General features: G+C 46.0%; 20 protein-coding genes. 11 read left to right on the forward strand and 9 right to left on the reverse strand.

The window, feature by feature from the left end; translation table 11 throughout:
* Positions 1 to 3: 3 nt before the first annotated feature.
* The 4 genes from NIES593_RS11815 (at position 4) to NIES593_RS11825 (ending at position 3399) form a co-directional block, all read left to right on the forward strand.
* Complete coding sequence (locus NIES593_RS11815; protein ID WP_083602431.1) at positions 4 to 984, forward strand: response regulator; 981 nt, start codon at positions 4 to 6, stop codon at positions 982 to 984.
* 232 nt (positions 985 to 1216) lie between these two features.
* A complete protein-coding gene (gene glmU, locus NIES593_RS11820) occupies positions 1217 to 2590 on the forward strand; it encodes a bifunctional UDP-N-acetylglucosamine diphosphorylase/glucosamine-1-phosphate N-acetyltransferase GlmU (protein WP_073599765.1) in 1374 nt (457 codons plus the stop codon).
* Between the two features lie 80 nt (positions 2591 to 2670).
* Positions 2671 to 2817 carry a hypothetical protein gene (locus NIES593_RS24130; RefSeq protein ID WP_175561111.1) on the forward strand — a complete coding sequence of 49 codons (147 nt, stop codon included), beginning with the start codon at positions 2671 to 2673 and terminating at the stop codon, positions 2815 to 2817.
* 228 nt (positions 2818 to 3045) lie between these two features.
* Complete coding sequence (locus NIES593_RS11825) at positions 3046 to 3399, forward strand: hemolytic enterotoxin (RefSeq protein WP_073599766.1); 354 nt, start codon at positions 3046 to 3048, stop codon at positions 3397 to 3399.
* Positions 3400 to 3553: 154 nt separating this feature from the next.
* Here the strand turns inward: NIES593_RS11825 and NIES593_RS11830 are convergent, their stop codons facing one another.
* From NIES593_RS11830 to pilM, 4 genes are all read right to left on the reverse strand, one after another.
* Positions 3554 to 5989: a secretin N-terminal domain-containing protein gene (locus NIES593_RS11830; protein WP_073599767.1), complete on the reverse strand. Its 2436-nt coding sequence runs from the start codon at positions 5987 to 5989 to the stop codon at positions 3554 to 3556.
* A 101-nt stretch (positions 5990 to 6090) separates the two neighbouring features.
* A complete protein-coding gene (locus tag NIES593_RS11835; protein WP_073599768.1) occupies positions 6091 to 6861 on the reverse strand; it encodes a hypothetical protein in 771 nt (256 codons plus the stop codon).
* Entirely contained in the window at positions 6858 to 7697 is an 840-nt protein-coding gene (locus tag NIES593_RS11840; protein WP_073599769.1) for a PilN domain-containing protein, read from the reverse strand. Before NIES593_RS11840 ends, NIES593_RS11835 begins: the two co-directional genes overlap by 4 nt.
* A gap of 4 nt (positions 7698 to 7701) precedes the next feature.
* On the reverse strand, positions 7702 to 8805 hold the full coding sequence (pilM, locus tag NIES593_RS11845) for a type IV pilus assembly protein PilM (protein ID WP_073599770.1): 1104 nt from the start codon (positions 8803 to 8805) through the stop codon (positions 7702 to 7704).
* Positions 8806 to 8984: 179 nt separating this feature from the next.
* On the opposite strand from pilM, the gene NIES593_RS11850 reads away from it, so the two are divergent.
* Positions 8985 to 10265, forward strand: coding sequence for an ABC transporter substrate-binding protein (locus NIES593_RS11850; RefSeq protein WP_073599771.1), 1281 nt, complete (start codon positions 8985 to 8987; stop codon positions 10263 to 10265).
* A gap of 390 nt (positions 10266 to 10655) precedes the next feature.
* Positions 10656 to 12566, forward strand: a complete 1911-nt coding sequence (dxs, locus tag NIES593_RS11855) for a 1-deoxy-D-xylulose-5-phosphate synthase (protein ID WP_073599772.1) — start codon at positions 10656 to 10658, stop codon at positions 12564 to 12566.
* Positions 12567 to 12642: 76 nt separating this feature from the next.
* Here dxs and NIES593_RS11860 read toward each other — a convergent pair whose 3' ends face one another.
* A complete protein-coding gene (locus tag NIES593_RS11860; protein WP_073599773.1) occupies positions 12643 to 15057 on the reverse strand; it encodes a phosphoketolase family protein in 2415 nt (804 codons plus the stop codon).
* Between the two features lie 831 nt (positions 15058 to 15888).
* Here NIES593_RS11860 and gap point away from each other — a divergent pair.
* Positions 15889 to 16923, forward strand: a complete 1035-nt coding sequence (gap, locus tag NIES593_RS11865) for a type I glyceraldehyde-3-phosphate dehydrogenase (protein WP_073599774.1) — start codon at positions 15889 to 15891, stop codon at positions 16921 to 16923.
* A gap of 73 nt (positions 16924 to 16996) precedes the next feature.
* On the opposite strand, the gene NIES593_RS11870 is transcribed toward gap, so the two are convergent.
* Together NIES593_RS11870 and rsmH are read right to left on the reverse strand one after the other, a co-directional pair.
* Positions 16997 to 18133, reverse strand: a complete 1137-nt coding sequence (locus tag NIES593_RS11870; protein ID WP_073599775.1) for a geranylgeranyl reductase family protein — start codon at positions 18131 to 18133, stop codon at positions 16997 to 16999.
* A gap of 108 nt (positions 18134 to 18241) precedes the next feature.
* Positions 18242 to 19141 carry a 16S rRNA (cytosine(1402)-N(4))-methyltransferase RsmH gene (gene rsmH, locus NIES593_RS11875; protein ID WP_073599808.1) on the reverse strand — a complete coding sequence of 300 codons (900 nt, stop codon included), beginning with the start codon at positions 19139 to 19141 and terminating at the stop codon, positions 18242 to 18244.
* 261 nt (positions 19142 to 19402) lie between these two features.
* On the opposite strand from rsmH, the gene NIES593_RS11880 reads away from it, so the two are divergent.
* The 4 genes from NIES593_RS11880 (at position 19403) to NIES593_RS11895 (ending at position 21785) form a co-directional block, all read left to right on the forward strand.
* A complete protein-coding gene (locus NIES593_RS11880; RefSeq protein ID WP_245817446.1) occupies positions 19403 to 19807 on the forward strand; it encodes a DUF4168 domain-containing protein in 405 nt (134 codons plus the stop codon).
* 44 nt (positions 19808 to 19851) lie between these two features.
* Positions 19852 to 20307: an urease accessory protein UreE gene (gene ureE, locus NIES593_RS11885; RefSeq protein WP_073599777.1), complete on the forward strand. Its 456-nt coding sequence runs from the start codon at positions 19852 to 19854 to the stop codon at positions 20305 to 20307.
* 189 nt (positions 20308 to 20496) lie between these two features.
* A complete protein-coding gene (locus NIES593_RS11890) occupies positions 20497 to 21102 on the forward strand; it encodes a TMEM175 family protein (protein WP_245817448.1) in 606 nt (201 codons plus the stop codon).
* Positions 21103 to 21107: 5 nt separating this feature from the next.
* Positions 21108 to 21785, forward strand: a complete 678-nt coding sequence (locus NIES593_RS11895) for an urease accessory protein UreF (RefSeq protein WP_073599779.1) — start codon at positions 21108 to 21110, stop codon at positions 21783 to 21785.
* Positions 21786 to 21820: 35 nt separating this feature from the next.
* On the opposite strand, the gene NIES593_RS11900 is transcribed toward NIES593_RS11895, so the two are convergent.
* Together NIES593_RS11900 and crtA are read right to left on the reverse strand one after the other, a co-directional pair.
* Complete coding sequence (locus NIES593_RS11900; RefSeq protein ID WP_073599780.1) at positions 21821 to 22498, reverse strand: cyanoexosortase A system-associated protein; 678 nt, start codon at positions 22496 to 22498, stop codon at positions 21821 to 21823.
* Positions 22498 to 23340, reverse strand: a complete 843-nt coding sequence (crtA, locus tag NIES593_RS11905; RefSeq protein WP_083602432.1) for a cyanoexosortase A — start codon at positions 23338 to 23340, stop codon at positions 22498 to 22500. The genes NIES593_RS11900 and crtA overlap by 1 nt, the downstream gene beginning before the upstream one ends.
* Between the last annotated feature and the right edge of the window lie 160 nt (positions 23341 to 23500).

Consider the following 23500-nt stretch of genomic DNA (forward strand, 5'->3'; position numbering starts at 1 on the left):
GCTGTGAGTACTCTAGTTAGTTCCGAGCAAGCTAAAATCCTAGTCGTTGACGATCACCGCTACAGCCGGATGGCAGCCGTCGATTTGCTATCGCTAGATGGCTACAAAGTCCTAGAAGCCGATGATAGCAAAGATGTCCTGAAAGTCGTCCTCGACAACAAGCCAGATTTAATCTTGCTAGATGTTATCATGCCTCACACAGATGGCTTTGAGATCTGCGAGCGATTGAAACAGGATGAAAGAACTCGCTCGATCCCAGTAATTTTTATCACTGCCTCCGACGATAGAAACTGGCGAGTCAAAGGTCGCGAAGTTGGCGGCGATGATTTCCTAGCCAAACCCCTCGATCGCCTCGAACTGTTAACCAAAGTCAAATTATTGATCCAGCAAAAACGCCTCAATGAAGGCTTAGATCAAACCGAACAGCTTTTATTTTCCATTGCTAGCGCGATTGAAAATCGTTCTACAAAAGATGGAAGAACGTTTGCCAAACTGGAGAACTTAGCGCAATCCTTTGGAGAATACCTGCAACTTTCAGGGACGGAAATTAGCGATCTGATCTTTGCCGCACGCCTGCACGATATCGGTACTGTCTGCATCCCCGATGCGGTTTTGCTTAAAAAAGGCGAACTCACAGCAGAAGAACGGGAACTGATCGAGCAGCACGTTTTAGTTGGGGAGAAAATTTGTCAGCCCATGCAAAACCGACGGGGAGTATTGCCCATTATCCGCCATCACCACGAACGGTGGGACGGTAGCGGCTACCCCGATGGCTTGTCAGGAGAAGAGATTCCTTGGCTAGCACAGGTGTTTCAAATTCTCGATATTTACGTTGCCCTCACGAGCGAGCGACCCTACAAACAAGCCCTAACCCCCGACGAAGCGATCGCAGTCATTGCTGAAGAAACCGAGAAAGGTTGGCGCAACCCCGAACTGGTCAACCAGTTTACCGCCTTTATCCAAGCAACTGCAATAACGTCGTAAACGCGGGATAAAATAATTCAAAGATTAGAGTTCAAAGTTCAAAATTGGTCGTTTACGCCTGAAGTCAGGGGATTGAAAGAAGAAACTTCGCTATTTTACTTTTTCCAAAACTAAATTTAGAGACTTGAAACCTAAATTAATTTTGAATTTTAAACTTTGAACTTTGAACTGTTGAGCAACGGAATCGAGACGCGATATACTCCAGTCGAAGAAGTTAAAAAGTATTAAAGCAATGGTAGCGGTAGCAATTTTAGCGGCTGGGCGCGGAACCCGGATGAAATCAAATCTGCCCAAGGTTTTACATTCTCTAGGCGGGCGATCGCTGCTTGAGAGAACCCTCGATAGTTGCCGACTGCTAAACCCGCAACGGCGGATCGCGATCGTTGGCTACCAAGCAGAACGAGTAAAAGAAGCACTTCAACACCAACAAGGATTAGAATTTGTCGAACAAACCGAACAATTAGGAACCGGACACGCAGTTCAGCAACTGCTGCCCCATTTAGAAGGATTTACGGGAGATTTGCTCGTTCTGAATGGGGACGTTCCCCTGCTGCGACCGGAAACTCTCCAACGGCTCTTACAAATTCATAAAACCCATCAAAATGCCGCGACGCTTTTAACCGCCCATTTGCCCAATCCGAAAGGCTATGGGCGCGTTTTTTGCGACGGGAACAATATCGTCACGCAAATCGTTGAAGACCGAGATTGTACTGCCGCCCAAAAACAAAATCACCGCATCAATGGGGGAATTTATTGCTTTAATTGGCAGAAACTTGCGGAAATTCTGCCCAAACTCAGCGCTAACAACAAGCAACAAGAATACTATCTTACTGAGGCGATCGCTTATCTTCAGCCCGTGATGGCAGTAGATGTAGAAGATTATCTAGAAATTAGCGGCATTAACGATCGCAAACAACTAGCAGAAGCCTATCAAATTCTGCAAACCCGCATTAAAGATTACTGGATGGCAGCAGGGGTGACGTTAATTGACCCCGAGAGCATCACCATCGACGATACGGTAATTTTGCACCCAGATACCATCGTAGAACCGCAGACTCACTTACGTGGAAATACCGAGATTGGTTCGGGCTGCCGCATCGGTCCCGGTAGTTTGATAGAAAATAGTCAGATTGGCGAAAACGTGACGGTAATGTATTCCGTGGTGAGTAATAGTCACGTAGAAGCTGGTTGCCGCATCGGACCTTATGCCCATTTACGGGGCGAAGTCAGGATAGGGGAGTCTTGCCGCATTGGCAATTTTGTGGAAATCAAGAAAGCCACGATTGGAAATAAAACCAATGTGGCTCACCTATCTTATATTGGAGATGCCACGATCGGCGATCGCGTTAATGTCGGTGCCGGAACGATTACCGCTAACTATGACGGCGTGAAGAAACATCACACCCACATCGGCAGCGGTACTAAAACCGGAGCCAATAGCGTTTTCGTCGCTCCCGTTACTATTGGAGAAGACGTAACTGTGGCGGCGGGTTCGGTGATTACCAAAAATGTCCCCAACGAAGCTCTCGCGATCGCTAGAGAAAATCAAAAAATCATCGAAGGATGGCATAAGATAAAAACCGATATGGGAAATCGTAAGGCATAAAAACAATTCGCAATTGACAATTTGCAATTATTTGCCGATTTTTGGACTTTTCAGGTGGTTATACCATTTTTCATTCATTAATGACAGAGATAGTCGATCGCCCTCACCCCCAACCCCTCTCCCTATTTGGGAGAGGGGAGAAGAATGTCGCTCGCGAAAACCTGAAAATTGGTATTATTCCTGATTCTTGTCTCAACCTGATTCTTGTCTCAAAATTCATTCGATAGGAGTCAACCAAAGACGATTGCGCGATCGCACTGCACGAGTGGTACATCGAACAATACCGTAAACCTGGCCAAGCCGCCATACGCTCCCCGAAGCGTTTCGGGGGGAACGACGGTTACGGAGATCGTGTGGCAGCGAAATAATCGAGATAATAAAGACAATCCCCTAGCTGGTACGAACAGCTAGGGGATAGCAGAAAAATTTCATCTATCTAATAGAAGTTTACCAAAATGTCCAACACACCGATTCAGGTGACGACCGACTTAGGCAAAATCTTAGAGCGAATAGAGCAGAAAATAGATAAGCTCGATGAAAAGTTCGAGACTAAGCGCGATACCCTTGATAAGAAAGTTGAAACCAAGCTCGACAAGATTGATGAACGACTCAATAGGCTAGAGGTCAATAGGCTAGAGGTAGGGCAAACCAAGCTAGGGGGCGATCTCAAAGCGTTGGAAACTAAAGTAGGCGAACTTGGTAAGCAAATTGATGACCAGAAATTTATCAATTGCAGTGTTCTGATTGGCTTGATTGTAACAATCTTAGGCGGTGCTGCCAAACTGTTTGGGTTGGTAGGCAATCCCTAAACCTTCATTGCCAAGCGACTACCTGATTCCTCTACAAAAGTGCTACGTTTTTAAGAGGGGCTTCGTGCCCCTTTTTTATGTCTACTTAAATTTCCAATTATATTAGCCAAGAAATTAATTTCTTGGCGGGTGAGGGATTTTGGCAAGAGATTTACTATCGATCTTGCCGTCGATTTTGACGACGATTGGGCTGCTCCTCGCTCTCTTCTTGCTTTTCTTCTTGACGATCGCGATTCGGATTGGTTTGAACGTCAAATCCTTGATCTTGCAGAATTTCCGAGGCTGCTGGGCTGGGATTGTAGTTATAGCCAAACTGCGATCGGGGATTATCATCGATAATCTGAGGAGTCAGCATAATAATAACCTCAGCCCGTTCCTTGATGTTATCAGTGCTTCTAAACAGAGCGCCGAGAATGGGAATATCTCCTAAGATCGGTACTTTGCTAACAATCGTGCGATCGCTGTCCTGAATGATCCCGGATACGATCAGGGTTTGACCGTCCCGCAGTCGAATCAGCCCAGAACTCAGTTCTCGACGATTTAATAAGGTAAGAGTGTTTACAGAGCCTGCACCGCTATCGAACTCGACTGTATTTCCAGGCGCAGCGACGGTGGGACTAACCGACAAGTTAACGAAGCCGTTATCGTCAATTCTTTCAATATTAACTGTAAGAGTTAATCCAGCATCGGACAGAACAGGAGTAGTCGTTCTTACGCCACTCAGGGGATCGACCTGGGTGTTGACGCTTTCGAGAACCTTTTCCGTTAGTCTAACCGTCGCTTCTTGTCCTTCTTGGACAACCAATGTAGGATCGGTCAAAATCTTAGCATTCCCGCTCGTGATTTGAGATTGTAACGTCAGCAGAAATTTGTCAGGGAAGCGGAACAACCCAGGCAGTTGATATTCATACTCAATCTGACCAGTTGTTGAGTCGATCTTAATATCTGATATACCAGGTTGGAATGGATTTGCCTGCGTGCCAAAATTAGGGCGCGCGTAAGGAGCAAAGCGATCGGTAAACTGTTCAAAACCGATATTATTTCCACCGAAAGGAGCACCTGTTTGTATATCGAAGAACGGCGTTAATTCAGCATCGCCAGCAACTGTATCTGGAAAAGGTACGACAGGAGGTGCAAATGTACTACCTCTGACTTGAGCTTGATTGGGTGGATTAAGCCTGCCGAAATTAAGGATAGCGGTTCCTCGATCTTGAATAAAAAAGCCATCATCAAACCCAAAGGAAAAACTACTACCAAAGTTTTCTGTATTGCTCAAATTAACATCTACCACTTTGACATTCACGGCGACTTGACGGCGGCGAGCATCTAGCTGAGTTAGCATCGAAGTAGCTACTTCGACTTGACGCGGATCGCCAGTCAAGGTGAGTGCATTGAGGCGATCGTCCGCCGTTACCGTCAGTCCCGCTAGCAACAAAGGCGAGCCGGCTCCCGCTTCTTCGCCGACTTTGATAGGCTGAATTTCTGCGGGTTTCTCGACTCGACGAACAACTCTTTGGGTGACTGGATCGACAACTTCTTCAACTGGGGTAACGACGCGCTGAAAGCTAGCTCCTTGAGATGCCAAGACCGTTCCTGCATTGACGACGCTAGCTTGATTGAGACGCAGCGTACGGCTGACTAGATTGCGTGCTTCATGGGGTAAGTTTGAGCCAACAAAGATAGTGCGTCCCCGGCGGTTAGCGTTTAACCCAGAGACTAATAGCACCGAATTAAAAACTTCTTGTACTGACTCGTTTTCCAAGTCGAGAGAAACTGTTGGCTCTGCTGCCGTCTGCGCCTGTTCTTGCCCCTGTCCACCTGGTTGTATTCCGTCTGTAAAGACAAGATTCAAACCTGCATAGCGAGCTAATACAGCCAATACTTCCCGTGCGGGGGCTTGTCGCAGAACTAAACGGGGAACGAGTACGTCTGTTCCCAGATCGATTAAATCTGCCGAGGGATCGATATTTGAGATCGCTATGTCTCCTACTGGAGGCGCTACCGCACGAGGTAGGACGGGAGCTACTGGTGTGGTGGGTTGAAGTATGTCTGTGGGTGCATTGGCATTCGGGTCTATATTTACGTTTACCCCTGTATTGGTATTCCCATTGTCCTGAATCGTAATTTGTGGTTGCGGAACCATTGGCGCAGGAGAGGAAGTAGAAGGCATACCTTGTGCCTGATTGGTATTCCCTGGATTAGAATTATTGCTTTCCTGGATAGTGACTTGCGGTTGCGGCACCATCGGAGCAGAAGAGGGATTGGGAGTTGGAAGAGTGGGTGTTTGGGCGAGCCATTGTTGCGATTTGCTCGTTGAAAGACTATCGAAGTCACTGCTTTTGGAAAACGCTGGTTCTTTTTTTGTGCGATTTTTTTTGTCAATCGCTTTGTTTTTTGTGGCAGATTTATCTTGAGAAAACTGCTCTAAATTTTCAAAATAATCGACTGCTTCTGTCAGTATTTCTTGTTTGAGTTCGGCAGCATTTTTTCTAGATTTATTTTCGTTTTCCGTCGCTGCTTGTGCCGATCGCGCTGCTAGGAGCATGATAGCTGCTCCACCAATCATTAGCGGATAATAATAACTTTTCACGATTCACTCCTCACTTAAATTATGTAGTTAATTCTCAAAAGCGATGCAATCGCGATCGCAGATGAGAGATTTAATTTTTTTGTTCCCTCAAATAGGCATTACTAAGATTTTTGCTGTTGCTGACCCTCCTGTGCGGGTGGTTGTGCTACTGCTGCCGCTTCTTCAGGCGTTAGGGGCAAGACTACATCGAGCGTTAGTGTAGTTTTCAGCATCGATGGCAGAGAAATTAATTCAGTTTGTTTTGTCTTTGGATTCGGTAGGACAACAAAGGGACTTACAGTCATTTTCGAGCTGATGTTTTTTACCAACAAGAGAGGTTGCAGTCGCTCGATATCCCTGAGAATGGATTGGGTTTGCTCAAAGGTTCCCTCCAGTTCTAGGTTAATTGTCTGACGTTTGAGCTTATTATTAACTAATGTTCCCAAAGAACCGTCGTTGACAATAGTAGCCTCATTCCCTTGAGGTTTATAATTGACTAATTTAGCATTTTTAGAAGCAACAAATTTATTGATATCTATCAATAAAGTATCGAGGGTTGCTTGACTAGAAAATAGATTCAAAACCTCTGACTTTAGATTCTGGGCTTGTTTGAGCTTAGTTTCTGTCTCTTGAAGTTTCTTTTCGATGACACCTGATTTTTGCTGATTGACTTGGTCTTCTTTTGCTTTCTCATCAGTTGTAAGCGTTTGATAATTCTGATAAGCTGGCATGACAAAATTGGCTAGGATATAAACCGCGCCTAGCACTCCTAAAAGAGCGAGCGCAATGCCGCTAACTTGAGGAGTAAAGGTAATGCCAAAAGCAGTTGGATAATTAACCTGTTCTTCAGCTTCCAGCCCATTTTTGCTTATAGGTTCGTCAGCAAATGTCATGGTTGAATGGCTCCTTTTTGCTCCAATGTTCTAATCCGAGTTACCAGTCCTACAGCTCCCTTGCGAGCTAGCTCTGGCATTAACTTAGAAGCCGGAATATCGCCTAGCTCGGTCTTGATCTGATACTTGATGACTTTGGGAAACACGTACAGATCTTTGACGCTTGTCACGCTTGTATTTTTGGGAAGACCGGGAACTTTACCCTGCTCGATGATTCTGGATATTTCTTGACGAGCTTCTTCCTTGATGTCTTGAACGGGTGCATCTACTAGCTCGGCGTTAGTTAAAACAGTTTTCTGAGCTTTCAAAAAGTTAGATTGCTGCAAGGAGAGAACCAAATCATTCGCGTCATCGTAGGAGCGAGCGATACCCGTGAGGGTTAACTGTATCCCCGGTGTCGCCGAACCGCCTTGAGGTGCTGCTGCTGCCTCCTGTTCGATCGATTCAATTTGGACTCCTGCCGGCGTGCGATCGCGAATGTCTTGCAAAACGGCAGACCAAGGCTTAATCTGATTGAAAACGCTCACCAGCGCCTGCGTCTCTTCGTTGACGGAGCTAACTTGTTTTTCTACCTCCTGAATCCTCTGATTTTGCGCGGTGAGCTGAGCGATTTGACTTTCCAGCTCTTGGATGCGCTGTTGCGTACTTGCGGTTTGCGCATTGATGACCCACAACAAACTGCCAGTAGCCGCAGGTAGGAGAATCATCACTCCCGCACCAATCAGCATAGGTAAATTTTTCCCTAGCGAGAATCCGGGAGCTTCAATTAGAGTAGTCTTTTTAGCGTCCTCCTCGACTTTGCGATCCTTGAGGAAATTAATATCTAAGCTATACATGGCTTTAAACCTCTCGAAGTCCTAAACCCAGCACGGTTCCCAATCCCGGTCGCGCGATCGCAGGAATTTCGCGATCGATTTGTAATGATAGTGCTGACACCGGATCGATTTGCATGGTCGGAACGCTCAATCGCTGGGTAAAAAATTCATCTAGTTGTCCGATGCCGCCGCCGGGACCTGCCAGAAGGAGTTGAACGACTTCCAATCCCTCGCTCTGATTCAAATAGAAATTAATCGAGCGACGCAGTTCGTCTGTCAGTTCGCTGACAATTCTCAGCAAAGCACTCATCCCCGGATTTACGGCTATCCCTTGAGTGCTCAGACTGTCGAAGGGCGTGTTGGGAATGGTAATATCTCTGAGAATTTCAGGATCTCTCGACGGCGGTAAATTCATGGCGCGAGCTAAAGCCGTCTGCATTTGAAATGTGCCAATGGGAACTGTTCGAGAAAATTGAGGAACCCCATCGACGACAATGGCAATTTCCGTACTGTCGAATTCGATATCGACGAGGACGGCAGCTTCTTTCGAGCCAAATTGCCTCAGTTGCTCCCTAATCGTGCGAATTAAGGCAAAGCTATTGATTTCCAAGACATCTACTTCCAATCCAGCTTGTTTGAAAGTCTCTATATAAGAGTCAGTCACCTCTCGCCGGGTGGCTACCAATAGGACTTGGACTTTTTCAATGCCATCTTCGTCTTCAAAATAGCCTAACTTTTGATAGTCGAGATCCACTTCCTCGCGGGGAAAAGGCAAATATAAACTCGCTTCGTGGTTCAAAACCAAATCCCGCAATTCTTGCTCGTCTAGTTCTGCTGGTAAGGGAAGAATACGAAGAATCGCTTCCCGCATCGGCACTGCCGTTGCTACCCGCTTTGCTTTAATTTTGTATTCTTTGAGCAGTTCTTGAATGCGTTCGGCTAAGGTTAGCGAGTCAACAATTTTGCCCTCTTCAAATACGCCTTCGGGGATTTCCGAAGAACAATATTTAACAAGTTTGTACGTTTGCCCTTGTTTGCTCAGTTGTGCTAAGTTAATCCTCTCAGGAGTGATTTCTAACCCAAACCCCGTACTTTTGGTTGGTAGAAGACTTTTTAAACGCTCCAGCATATCTCTCTAACATATCGCGATCGATACATATTATGAATGTAATATTTTCAATGTGCGAGGAAAACGACTTAAATATATGCTACCCAATCTCCTGCCAAAATAAAACAATCGAGAGATTTTTAACCTCGGAGAAAAAAAACTGACAGGAAATCTATTGTGCATATTGTAACAGCATAAGAATGAGCAAAATTGTCAGGTTAAGAAATGTATGCCTGTGGGCGCTGCTGGGTTTGTTATTCAGCTGGCTGCTGAGTTGTCAGTCCAATCCCTCATCGGGCCAGGAAATAGAATTTTGGACGATGCAGCTACAGCCCCAATTTACTCAGTATTTCAACGAGCTAATCGCCACGTTTGAGAAAGAAAATCAAGGAGTCAAGGTACGCTGGGTAGACGTACCTTGGGAGGCAATGGAAAATAAAATCCTGAGTGCCGTTTCTGCTAAAACCGCACCGGATGTAGTCAACCTCAATCCAAATTTTGCCTCCCAGTTAGCGACGCGCGATGCGTGGCTAGACTTAAACAAACAGTTAACGACCGAAAACAAACAACAGTATTTACCTAAGATTTGGCAAGCGAGTACGATTAACAATATTAGTTTTGGCATTCCCTGGTATCTAACCACGCGAGTTACGATTTATAACAAAGATTTATTAGCTAAAGCCGGAATTAGCGAACCGCCAAAAACTTATGAGGAACTGGCAAAAGTAGCGGCACAAGTTAAAGAAAAGACGGGCAAGTATGCCTTTTTTATCACCTTCGTCCCTGGCGATTCTGCTGAAGTATTAGAGTCCCTGGTACAGATGGGAGTCAAATTGGTTGATGAAAAAGGGAAAGCCGCCTTTAATACGCCAGAGGGCATAGCAGCATTTAAATACTGGGTAGATTTATATCAAAAAGAACTTCTGCCGCCAGAAGTCCTTACCCAAGGACATCGCTATGCCGCAGAACTGTATCAGGCAGGCGAGACGGCATTATTAGCTTCTGGGGCAGAATCTCTCCAGACGATAGAGAATAATGCGCCAAACATTGCCCAAGTCTCCGCCGCCGCCCCTCAAATTTCGGGGAAAACGGGCAAGAAAAATGTAGCGGTAATGAATTTGACAATTCCTCGCGATACCGATAAACCAGAGCAAGCGGTTAAATTTGCCTTATTTGTGACCAATAGCGCCAATCAGCTAGCCTTTGCTAAGGCAGCTAATGTTTTGCCTTCGACAGAGGAGGCGGTAAAGGAATACATTAAAGAATTGGACAAAGGGGGCAACGCGACTCCAATCGAACAAGCGCGAAGAGTTAGCGCCACTCAGCTTAAAGATGCCGAGATATTAGTCCCAGCCATGAAAAACCTCAACCAACTGCAAAAAGCAATCTATGAAAATTTACAGGCAGCCATGTTGAAGAAAAAAACGGTAGAACAAGCTGTCAAAGATGCTGCTCAAGCATGGAATAGCGGACAAGCTTAAAAATTTCGGCAAAATGTAACGACTTGTGAGTCAGCCGTCCATGAAGGGGATCAAATCTTCTAAAATTTATGTCCATGAATCTCCAGATCGCGCGATCGCGCCTTCTGAAGAAACAAGCAATATGCGGCATAATCTATATTGGTCGCAATCCGCATCAGGAGAGCTGGTAACAAAGATAGTTGACTCAAACTTCCCCTGAAACCAGCACAAGCCTGGTAAATAACCAAAAGCCCGATTATGCCAATGAGGATAAAAAGCCTCAAAGACCGTGGAGATCGAGCAGCCAACATTCAGTAATCAGTGTTCGGCATCCAGTAACCAGTAAACTGCCAGCGAATAACTGATAACTGATAATGTAGCGATTCAAAAATCTTGAGAGAACACGCCGATATGCATATAAGTGAAATTACTCATCCGAACCAGTTGCACGGCTTGTCAATTCGCCAACTAGAGGATATTGCCCGTCAAATTCGAGAAAAACATTTACAAACTATTGCAGCTAGCGGCGGACACCTTGGACCTGGACTAGGAGTTGTCGAACTGACCCTTGCTTTGTATCAAACCCTCGACCTCGACCGCGATAAAGTTATTTGGGACGTAGGACACCAGGCCTATCCCCACAAAATGCTAACGGGACGCTATCATCGCTTTCACACGTTGCGACAAAAGAACGGTATTGCAGGCTATCTCAAGCGCTGTGAAAGCAAATTCGATCATTTTGGGGCAGGACATGCTTCTACTAGCATTTCTGCTGCTTTAGGGATGGCACTAGCGCGGGATGCTAAAGGGGAAGACTTCAAAGTCGTAGCCATCATTGGCGATGGGGCACTGACTGGCGGGATGGCATTGGAAGCCATCAACCATGCCGGACATTTGCCCCATACTAACCTGATGGTCGTATTAAACGACAATGAAATGTCAATTTCTCCTAATGTAGGAGCGATTTCTCGCTATCTTAATAAAGTTCGTCTCAGCGATCCCATTCAGTTCATTTCCGATAATTTAGAAGAACAATTTAAGCATCTGCCTTTCTTCGGCGAATCTCTTACCCCCGATATGGAACGCCTCAAAGAAGGAATGAAGAGGCTTGCCGTTCCTAAAGTCGGGGCAGTGATCGAGGAATTGGGATTTACTTATTTCGGCCCGATTGACGGTCACAACCTCTCAGAACTCATCTCTACCTTTAAACAGGCACATAAAGTTCCCGGTCCCGTCTTCGTTCACGTTGCCACGGTGAAAGGAAAAGGCTACGAAGTTGCGGAAAAAGACCAAGTAGGCTACCATGCTCAAAATCCCTTTAATCTTGCTACGGGCAAACCCATTCCCTCCAGCAAACCCAAGCCCCCAGCATACTCCAAAGTTTTTGGTCACACGCTCACCAGACTAGCCGAAAATAATCCCAAAATTATCGGCATCACGGCGGCAATGGCAACGGGAACGGGGTTAGACAAGCTTCACGCCAAACTTCCCAAGCAATACATTGATGTGGGGATTGCCGAACAACACGCCGTTACTTTAGCAGCAGGCTTGGCTTGCGAAGGTATGCGTCCTGTGGTAGCGATTTACTCTACCTTCCTGCAACGCGCCTACGACCAAGTCATTCACGATGTTTGCATCCAAAACCTCCCTGTCTTCTTCTGTATGGATAGGGCGGGGATTGTCGGTGCCGACGGTCCGACGCATCAAGGATTGTACGACATTGCCTATTTGCGCTGCATTCCCAACATGGTCGCGATGGCACCGAAAGACGAAGCCGAACTGCAACGAATGGTGGTGACGGGAGTTAACTATACCGACGGTCCCATTGCCATGCGCTATCCTCGCGGTAACGGAATCGGCGTTCCTCTGATGGAAGAAGGTTGGGAACCTTTACCTATTGGCAAAGGCGAAATTCTCCGCAACGGAGACGATGTTTTGCTCTTGGGTTATGGCACGATGGTCAACACCGCCATGCAAGTAGCTGAAATTCTCGTCGAACACGGGGTTGAAGCAACCGTTATCAATGCTCGATTCGTCAAGCCTCTGGATACGGAGTTAATTCTGCCGCTGGCGCAACGCATCGGCAAGATCGTTACCCTAGAAGAAGGCTGTCTGATGGGTGGCTTTGGTTCTGCGGTGGCGGAAGCTTTGCAGGATAATAATATCCTGGTGCCTGTAAAGCGTTTTGGCGTACCCGATAAGTTAGTAGACCATGCCAAACCAGATGAATCTCTTGTCGATTTGGGATTGACGGGGTCTCAAATTGCCGAACAAGTGCTGGGTGTCTTTTTCAGCAACAAGCTACCTTCGGTTGTTAGTTAGATAACTTCGCGGAATGCGATCGCATTCCGCGACTTGGTTCGCGCCGTAGTTTAGCTCGGCGACGGGAAGAGTACCGCTACGACCACTTCCAGTTGAGAATTTCAGGCTTGTCAATGCCATGTTCGCGAGCGTAATGAAGGTTCTCGATAATCTGGTTCTTCATGCGCTCTTTGGCGTGGGCAGCAGCAGATTGTAATTTGGGAACGCGATCGATAACATCGATAACCAGATTAAAGCGATCGATCTGATTTTCGATCGCCAATTCGAGCGGCGTATTGATATTACCTTTTTCTTTATAACCGCGCACGTGAATGCGCTCTTGATTGGTACGGCGGTAGGCGAGCTTGTGAATCAGCCAAGGATAGCCGTGGAAATTAAAAATGACTGGTTTATCCGGGGTAAAAAGGGTATCGAAATCCCTATTTGATAAGCCGTGAGGATGTTCGGTGTCTGATTGCAGTTTAAACAGATCGACCACGTTAATAAAGCGAACCTTGAGTTGGGGAAATTCTTGGCGCAAGATAGCCGTTGCTGCCAAAGATTCCTGAGTCGCGATATCTCCGCAGCAAGCCATGATAACATCGGGAATATCGGGTTCAACGCCGCGATCGTCGTTACTTGCCCAATCCCAAATCCCAATCCCTTTGCTACAGTGCTTAATTGCTTCATCCATCGTCAGATAGGCAAGATGTTTCTGCTTGTCTGCGACGATTACATTGACATAGCCAGTGCTGCGCAAACAATGATCGGCAACGGAAAGCAAGCAGTTCGCATCGGGGGGCAAATAGATGCGGGTAACTTCGGCACTCTTGTTAGTCACCACATCGATAAAACCGGGGTCTTGATGGCTAAAGCCGTTATGGTCTTGCCGCCAGACGGTGGAAGAAAGCAAGATATTCAGCGATGAGATAGGTACTCGCCAGGGAACTTCATGCCGGGAGACATCGAGCCACTTGGCATGCTGGTTAAACATGGAATCGATGATGTGGACAAAAGCCTCGTAAGTGTTAAACAAACCGTGTCGTCCGGTGAGAAGGTATCCCTCCAGCCAGCCTTCTAAGGTTTGTTCGCTGAGCATTTCCATCACGCGACCATCTCTGGACAGTTCGCTGCCGTCGAGGTCTTCTGGTTTGAATTCTGCCATCCAGGTTTTTTTGGTAACTTCGTAGACGCCGTTAAGGCGATTCGACGCGGTTTCGTCGGGTCCAAACAGCCGGAAATTATCTCGATTATTGCGCATCACGTCGCGCAGAAAATTGGCGAGAACTCGCGTCGGTTCCACCTCAGTCGTACCCGGTTTGGACACCTCAACAGCATAGTCGCGAAAGTCGGGCAGGCGAAGTTCTTTACGTACCAGACCGCCGTTGGTAATCGGGTTAGCACTCATACGGCGATGACCGACGGGTGCGAGTTCCTTTAATTCGTGAATCAACTTGCCCTTTTCATCAAACAATTCTTCAGGTTGATAGCCGCGCATCCAATCTTCCAACAACTTCAGATGATGGGGATTGCTTTGCATTTCTGCCATGGGAACTTGATGGGCGCGCCAGAAGCCTTCCACCTTATGACCGTCCACTTCTTTCGGTCCCGTCCAACCTTTAGGAGAGCGCAAAATAATCATAGGCCAGCGAGGACGTTTAGCTTCCCCAGTTCGGCGAGCTTCCTCCTGGATAGAACGAATCTGGTTGATGCAGCGTTCTAGGGCAGCAGCCATTTTTTGATGCGAGACAGTGACATCTTCCCCTTCCGGACATTCCACTACGTAGGGAGTATAGCCATATCCGACGAACAGACTCTCTAACTCTTCTGGCGCGATGCGTGCCAGGATAGTTGGGTTAGCGATTTTGTAGCCATTTAAATGCAAGATGGGTAGTACGGCGCCATCGCGGATGGGATTGAGAAACTTGTTGGAGTGCCAAGCTGTGGCTAATGCGCCCGTTTCAGCCTCGCCATCTCCAACAACGCAGGCAACAATCAAATCTGGATTGTCAAAAGCTGCACCGTAGGCATGAGAGAGACTATAACCTAACTCCCCTCCTTCGTGAATCGAGCCGGGCATTTCGGGGGTGCAGTGACTGCCAATTCCGCCAGGGAAGGAAAACTGTTTGAAGAACTTTTTCATCCCTTCCTCATCCTCGCTTCTGTCGGGATAAATCTCGGAGTAGGTTCCCTCTAGATAGATGGGAGCGAGAACGCCCGGAGCACCGTGACCGGGTCCGGCGATGAAAATCATATTGAGATCGTATTTTTTAATTAAGCGATTGAGATGGATATAAGTGAAGCTTAGACCGGGACTCGATCCCCAATGTCCTAACAGGCGATACTTGACGTGTTCTGGTTTGAGAGGTTCTCTTAGTAGCGGATTGTCCCGCAGATAGATCATTCCGACGGCAAGATAGTTACAGGCACGCCAGTAAGCATCTATTTTGCGCAGTTCTTCGGCGGAAAGCGGATTTTGCTCGATTGGAAGTTGGCTAGGCGCTACTGTCATGGTTCGCTCCTGTTATTGGTTGTTTTTAATGGTTGATTTTTTGTCTAGTCTATTTTTATTTCTTAGTTAGCCTAACTCTGGTATCAATTAAGTTTGAGTTAAAGGAAGTTTAAAAACCACTATTCTTGCTAAAATTAGCCTTGACAGGTCTTTAAAAAGGTCGTTTGCTAAATGCGATCGCAACTACAACTTTTATCCTTGAATTTAAGTCAGATATTTTGACTTTTATCTAAGATAATGAGTTTTATCTGTCTTCTTGCCGATCGATACTCCAGCGATCGCGTCGATTAACTCATCAATAGATGTCAGAGACTTAAATGCTTATTTCTTAATAGCTCGCTTTGTCAGAATATTTAGATTATAAAGTGTAGCTGGTCAGATCGAAAAATGCCATCTGCTCTTAAACTATTTTTAATCTGCCGATCGTAAGACAAAGTTAAAAATCTCTTGGCGAATGGTCTGAAAAATTCTACCTAAAGACAGAGGCAAAATAAAATTACTCGTGTCAAGCAAACGATCGCTGACCCTACCATTATTAACTCTAAATCTTAGCACTTATAGATTGAAAAGATTCAATCGATATAATTTACTAAAAGCTGGATGTTAGCCAAAAAAGCGATCGCGATCGCAATGAGCATAACTCGTTCGTTCGACAGTTGCAAAATTGGGAAAATCTGAAGTTTTTATTTAGCTATCGGACACCCGCCAAAAAATTCTTAGCATAATTAGCATAAAGATAATCTGGAGCGCGCAGTTAATAAAGACATCAGCTTGGCTGACAGCCATCCTTACCTTTCTCCAACTCGACGAGCATAACAAGGAGATATTTTCATGACAGTCAAAATTGGGATTAACGGATTCGGTCGTATCGGAAGACTCATGTTTCGCGCGGGAATCAATAACCCAGAAATTGAATTTTGTTGCATCAACGATCTCGTCCCGCCAGACAATATTGCCTATTTGTTAAAGTACGACTCCACCCACGGTCGTTTTTCGGGTACCGTAGAAGCAAAAGAAGACGGAATCGTCGTCAATGACAAATTTATTCCTTGCGTCTCCATCAAAAACCCTGAAGAACTGCCTTGGAAGCAATACGGAGTTGATTACGTCGTTGAGTCTACTGGCTTATTTACCACCTACGAAGGAGCTTCCAAACACTTGAAAGCAGGAGCGAAGCGAGTCATCATTTCTGCTCCCTCAAAAGACCCCGATAAAATCCGCACCCTATTAGTGGGAGTCAATCATCAGACCTACGACCCCGCTAAGGATACCATCGTATCCAATGCTAGCTGTACGACTAACTGCCTCGCGCCTGTCGCCAAAGTCATCCACGATAACTTCGGATTAGCGGAAGGACTGATGACAACCGTTCACGCCATGACTGCCACTCAGCCAACCGTCGATGGTCCCTCCAAAAAAGACTGGCGCGGCGGACGGGGAGCGGCACAAAACATTATCCCCGCTTCTACTGGTGCTGCTAAGGCAGTTACCTTGGTCTTGCCAGAGTTGAAAGGCAAACTTACGGGAATGGCATTCCGAGTTCCTACCCCAGATGTATCGGTGGTCGATTTGACTTTTCGTACCGAAAAAGCCACTTCCTACCAAGAAATCTGCGCGGCGATGAAAGCGGCAGCGGAAGGCGAAATGAAAGGTATTCTGGGTTATACCGAAGATGAAGTCGTCTCCAGCGACTTTACTGGCGACTACCATTCGAGTATCTTTGATGCTAAAGCCGGAATCGAACTGAACTCCAACTTCTTCAAAGTCGTCGCTTGGTACGATAACGAGTGGGGTTACTCAATGCGCATGCTCGACTTGATCCTCTATATGGCAGCTAAGGACGCATCGATGGTTGCGACAGTTTAAGAAAAGCATTAATGCGAGCTTAGATTTTAATAGAGATGTAGAGGCACCTAGCTACATCTCTATAAGTCCATAGCTAATTTCCCATTCCCGGAATCAAACTTTTTTTCAATCGCTGCATTGCATAGTCGGTGATATCGCCATAACGCAACTCTCCACAGAGAATTTTAGCCATGACTTGTGCTGCGGTAGGTCGCTTGACACCGAATTTGTAGGCAATTTTGGGAAACTGATAGAATAATCCAGCCAAGCGGGAAGCCAAAACCATATCAGAACCCCATTCCTGAGCGATGACTTGGGTATAGTTGGCCAAAGCTTGTCCGTCGCCTGCGATCGCGCGATCGATCGCTTCTGCCGCTTTCATGCCTGTAAAAATAGAAGGGCGAATTCCTTCGCCACTCAAGGGATCGAGAATTCCTGCTGCCTCGCCGGCAATAACGGCGCGATTGGCGTGTAAGGGTTGGTTTTCCGTCCACAAACTCAGGGAATAATCGCTATAGCGACTATTCGCCAGGTCGATTCCAAACGCTTTAGCATAGTCAGTAAGATGCTTTTTCAATTCATCGGGTTTGGTTTTACCGCGCATGCAGCCCGCACTCAGAGAATAGCCATCGGCTTTGGGAAAGTTCCAGATGTAGCCATTCTTGAGCGTACCAAAGTCAAAGTAGGCGGTCTTTTGCTTGTCGGCGGGTACGGCGGTTTTGACTTCCAGCGTGGCGCCGAGAAATTCTTGACGCGGCTTCAACCCCAACAACTGGGTTAGCAAACTCCTACCCCCATCAGCGGCGATCAGATAGGAAGCTTCATAGATTCCGTCAGATGTATTAACTTGCCAGCCTCCCTTGTTAGGGGAGATTGCCTTAACTTCCGTATTATCTTTTGCCCGTGCGCCTTTTTGTTGGGCTTGCTCGATCAAATAATTGTCGAACTCATCGCGTTTTACCATCCACATGGGTTCTTTCATGTTTAATTCGGTTTCCATGGGATCGCCCATTTTCCAGGTATATTGCACCTTGGTGATGGTGTTGTTAATAACGGGGGTAAAATCAAAGTCAAACCACTTGGCGATCGCGGGGGAAACTCCTCCGCCACAAGGTTTATAGCGCGGTAAAGCGGCTTTTTCTAAGACTAAAACCGAGCGTCCTAGTTTAGCTAGATGATAAGCGGCAGTTGCTCCCGCAGGACCAGCACCGACAACAATACAATCAAACATTTTGGGTAAGCAGGAGTAATATGGGTCAATTCCGTTTTAGACGGGCTAATCGATCGGTTTATTTATTCGCAAACCCTAATATAATATCCTGCATGGGCTAATTTGTTCTCAGGTTTCTTTACGTTGAGCGAGTCGCAGTTTTGCCGAGCGAGAACGCGGATTTTGCGCTTCTTCGTCGGGTTGAGGAGTAATAGGCTTTTTGGTGAGGACTTCTAATAAAGGTGAGTCGCGCAGCCGATGCTTGACGATGCGGTCTTCTAGACTATGAAAACTAATAATACCGATTCTGCCGCCTATTTTCAGCCAATAAGGCGCTTTGTCGAGAAAGCGTTCTAAAGATTCCAGCTCCTGATTGACGGCAATGCGAAGAGCTTGAAAAACGCGGGTGGCGGGGTGAATTCTGCCATAGCGATATTTTGGAGGAACGCAACGAGCGATCGCCTCGGCTAGTTCTGTTGTAGTTTGAAAAGGACGCTGGCGAACGATCTGTTTGGCAATGCGCCGCGACAGTCTTTCTTCTCCGTATTCGTAGAAAATCTTGGCTAGCTTCTCCTCGTCCCAATCATTGATAATGTCTGCGGCAGTCAGGGACTGAGTGCGATCCATGCGCATATCTAGAGGGGCTTGGTGGCGAAAACTAAAACCGCGATCGGGAATATCTAATTGAGCCGAACTGACCCCTAAATCAGCTATAATCCCATCATACCTTACGTTCTCCGGTTGATAGTCAGCAAAGTTTCCCTGCCAAAATGTCAAACGCTCCGCGCCATATTCTGCTAAATTTGCCTTTGCCGCTGCGATTGCTCGTTCGTCGCGATCGATGCCCGTTACCTTCACATCTGGAAAAGTTTCTAGAATTAAGCGGCTATGCCCTCCTCCTCCAATTGTGGCATCGAGGTAATGCCCACCTGGATTAATCTTTAATCGAGCAATTAATTCCCGACTTAGGACAGGAATATGAACGAAAGCGGATGCGTTTTTCTCTGATGTATTGGTAATCGTGCTCATATTTAACGAAAGAGGAATTAGCGCTCGGCAAGCAGCCAAGAGTTCGTTAGGAATTTCTTTTCTTGTCAGCCATTGCTTGGCAATCTTCAACCATGGAACTTCTAGTACATAAATTAATTCAAAAAAAGTCAGAGAATCTCTGTGGAGATTTGGCTATGATAATATATTTGCCGAATAACGCGCATGATTGTTATTGACTGTGTCTCGTTTGATTTGAACAGAGTTTTTACTCGTTCTTTAATAGCTTGTGTGATGGCAGCAATGAGCATTCTTTGCGGCGTTATCCCTGAATTTTCCTGGCATTCCGCCAGGATTATTTTCAGCTCCTATGCTCGAACTCAAGAGTTTAGTGAAGAACAGATAATGAAATATGCTAGGGCAGTTTTAGAAATAGAAACCCGTCGCCAACAAGCATACCAAAAAATTCAACAAATTATCGGTCAGTCGCCTCCAGATATTATTTGCGATCGACCCAACACTTTCAGAAATCTCCCTAGAGAAGCTCAAAGAGTTGCTGTAGACTACTGCACGAGTTCTAAAACAATTGTCGAAAAGAGCGGTTTAACTGTTGCTGAGTTTAATGCTATTACATTAAGGGTACGATCCGATCGCGAATTAGAAAGACGCATTCAAAATGCAATGATTCGCATCAGGCAACGCCAATAAAAAAGTCAGAATTAATCTAATCTGTTGCTCCCAATCATAGAACCATGCTGACTTTTACCGAACGCTTATCCGAGGTTATCGATCGCTCGATTATTCCCCAGCCAGTCATTCCTTTATTTACGTTATCGCTTTCGGCTGAAGAACGAACTCGCAGCCGCCATCGCTTTGAAACTCCCGACGGACAAAGTTTGTTTCTGCGCTTGCCGAGGGGGACAATCTTACAAGATGGGGATTTACTGAAAGCGGAAACCGGAGAAATTATTAAAATTGCAGCTAAACCAGAACCCGTATTGACGGTAACGGCTCAAAATCCTCTAGATTTACTGCGGGCAGCTTATCATCTCGGAAATCGCCACGTTCCTTTAGAAGTTGCGCCTAACTATTTACGCTTATCTCCCGATCCCGTACTCAAAGACATGTTAGAACGAATGGGAGTCACGGCGATCGAAGAAATCGTTCCTTTTCAACCAGAAATCGGAGCTTATCACGCACATAGTTAATAATTAAGCGAATTCGGCGCTGCTTGGTAGAGGCAGTTTGCAATTCCGAATTATTTTGGTCACGAGTTTGTTACACAATTGTCATGAGAATGTCACATGGCTTTTATAAGGTTTTGAGAATTGCAACCCAACAGTCTTAAAAAAGCAACACTTTTAAGGCTTTCAATGGTGCTTGTCGTAGGTAAAGATATGAAAAAGAAAAAGATAGAGTTTGAGCGGATGATTTTTTTTAGCGATGCTGTCTTTGCCATTGCCATTACCCTGTTAGCATTCAATCTCAAACTCCCTGAAAATAGCAGTCATCTAGCAAGAACTTCACTATCGAATTACCTAAGCTCGATTTCACCCCAGTTTCATGGTTATATTGTCAGTTTCCTGGTTATTGGCTTTTACTGGGTGAGCCACCACCGTTACTTCCGCTACATCAAGCACTACAACTACATCTTAGTCTGGTTAAATATTGGCTTTTTGATGTGTATTGCGTTTCTGCCTTTTTCTACTGCTATTTTGAACGATTACAGCGGACAGCGACTAGCGGTAATCTTGTATGCTGGCAGTATGGCGTTCGTGGGACTAATGAAAGCGCTACTCTGGTGGTATGCTTCCAGCCATCGCCGTTTAGTGGCTTCTAGCCTCTCTAATCGCCTGATTCGCTCTCTTACCTATCACACGCTAGTGCCGCCACTGATTTTTCTAGGTTCGATAGCGATCGCTTACTTGAATCCTTTTCTGGCTGAGTTTTCCTGGTTGTCAATACTGATTTACTTTGTTGTGTTGAAGATCCGGTGGCTGTGAAAAAAATGCTCGATGACTCCGTACTTTTATCTTTATTACAGCTCGTCAGTCCTGCATTACCCGTGGGAGCCTATAGTTATTCTGAAGGACTGGAAGCGCTAGTCGATCGCGGCGTTATTAATAGAAAAGAAACCCTAGAAAACTGGATAAGGCAACAATTGCAATACGGATCGATTCGCATAGAAGCGGCGGTGATGCTGCGAACCTATCAAAGCTTTCGCGGTGAGGATTTAGAAGCAATTGCCAAGTGGAATGCTTGGCTGTCTGCCGCTAGAGAAACAGCAGAATTGCGACAGCAGAGTTGGCAAATGGGGCGATCGCTGCTGAAACTATTAATTGAGTTACAACCTCAACTCCGGTCAATTGCTGGTGCGATCGATTCTTCGTGCAATTATGCAGTTGCCTTTGGCATTGCTGCTGCCTGCTGGCAAATCGCTCCCCAAGCAACAATCATCGGTTATTTACAAAGTTGGGCAGCGAACTTGATTAGTGCAGGAGTCAAATTAATTCCCCTCGGTCAAACAGCAGGTCAACAGATTCTTCTCAATCTGCGCGACCTTATAATTCGGGCAGCCCAGGAGATTTTATGCTTAAAAGATGAACAGCTGAGCAGTTGCAGTTGGGGATTAGCCCTTGCTAGTATGGCCCATCAGACACAGTATACGCGATTATTTCGCAGTTAAAAGCCAGCGATCGCAGTCATACTGAGTGCAGCCCTTCACTGTTTCAGCTTCGATTTCCACCATCTATGCCAGCTAAACCAGACAGTTTCTAGATTTTGATAAGCTTGTTGGGAAGTCGAACCAGAATCCGAGGCAACCGGAGTGGATAACAGCGTCCACAAACAGCGCCCATCCAACAGATCGTCGCGACCTAAAATCCACCCAATCGTCCGTTGGGGACTCCAACCGTAGCTATATTTATTTTGAACGAATTGTTGTTCGGTGACCGTACTTTGACCCACAGGATTGAGACAGGCACTGAGATAGGCTTTTTCCTTGTACTCGAACAGACTATAATAGCCGATATCTTCTCGATATTTGACGGTCGGCACGACGGTTGCGGGTTCGATTGGCGTGTAAACGACTAGCAGACGACCGATATTGCCATCCGTATAGTGCTCGTAACGCGCCTCGATCTCCACGCGCTTTTGATTTTGACTGTATTGATACCGTTTGCCGAAATCGGATTGTGACGGTTTAGTTGCCGTCAGGAGTTTGGCACTAACCAGTTGCCATTGCGGTATGGGAACTGTAGCGGGAAAGTCAAAGGTACCTAACTGACGTTCGTTCTCCGCATGGGGGAATAAAATTGCCTTTGCGAGTACGCCGACTACGCCACCCAAGGTTAAAGCGATCGCGACAATTCTTATGGGCTGCCATCGGGATGCTATCATTAGGGTTCACCGGAATTAGGAGTAACTGTTAAATGGCGAACATATGCCCACCAGCAAAACGTTCCAAACAAGAAGACTGAAATCATCGAGAAAATAAAACTCCCGTCACCGCCATGCCAGTAATCGAAAGCGCTTTTTTGGGAATAAGCCACCAAGATTGCCAAAATAGACACTCGCAAGCTGTTGATAAAAAATCCTAAGACGATGGCTACTAACATACAAATCGCTTGCTGGCGTCGGCTGAGAGGTACTATTAGCAAAAACAGCACCGAGATACACAACATCAAAATAATACTATCTATCCCAGAACAAGCACCATACACTTCGACTCTCCCCGTCGGCATCAGGATCTGAGTGCCTTCTCGATCGGCATTAAATCCAGCTGCCCAAAGCATAAAGGCAGAGAATTTAGCCGTTAGCATTGACAAATCGATAGCCTTAAGCAATCCAGAAAAAACCGGATAGAGAACCAATAAGCCTAGAATCAGAAGTTCTTTCCAGTAGTGATGCAAGCGCTTGATGCCAGATGCTATCAAACACAAACCCAAGCCTGAGACAAACGGTGAAATCCGAATATGATATCCTGCCGGCGCCAAACTTCGCAGCAGAATTAGAGCAATTAAAGATATGCCGAGAAAGGTTGAGAAAACTCCACTTTCTAGCTTTAATTTGTCGCGCCTATCCCAGATAGAGGAGGCGATTCCCAACCAAAATAAGAGGCTCAGGCTCATTAAATTAGGCTCATCTGCCTGGCTTAGGTAGGTTAAATGAAGGGCAACTAAAGCCGCAGCTAGACTCAGTAACCAATAGTTAGGTTGGAGTATTGTTTTTAGCCAATTCATTTTATTTATTTAAAGTTTTGGTAAAGCCAACTCAAATAAGTGCTTTTCTCAATCTCTTTTATCATTATTCGACATTTGATAGCAACTTAGTATAATTGGTTGCGCTCTTTTTTAGCAATGGTATTAGCTTTTGAATAATGCGATCGCGCTTCGGTTTCCC

This window comes from Hydrococcus rivularis NIES-593 (assembly GCF_001904635.1).
Taxonomy (GTDB): Bacteria; Cyanobacteriota; Cyanobacteriia; order Cyanobacteriales; family Microcystaceae; genus Hydrococcus; species Hydrococcus rivularis.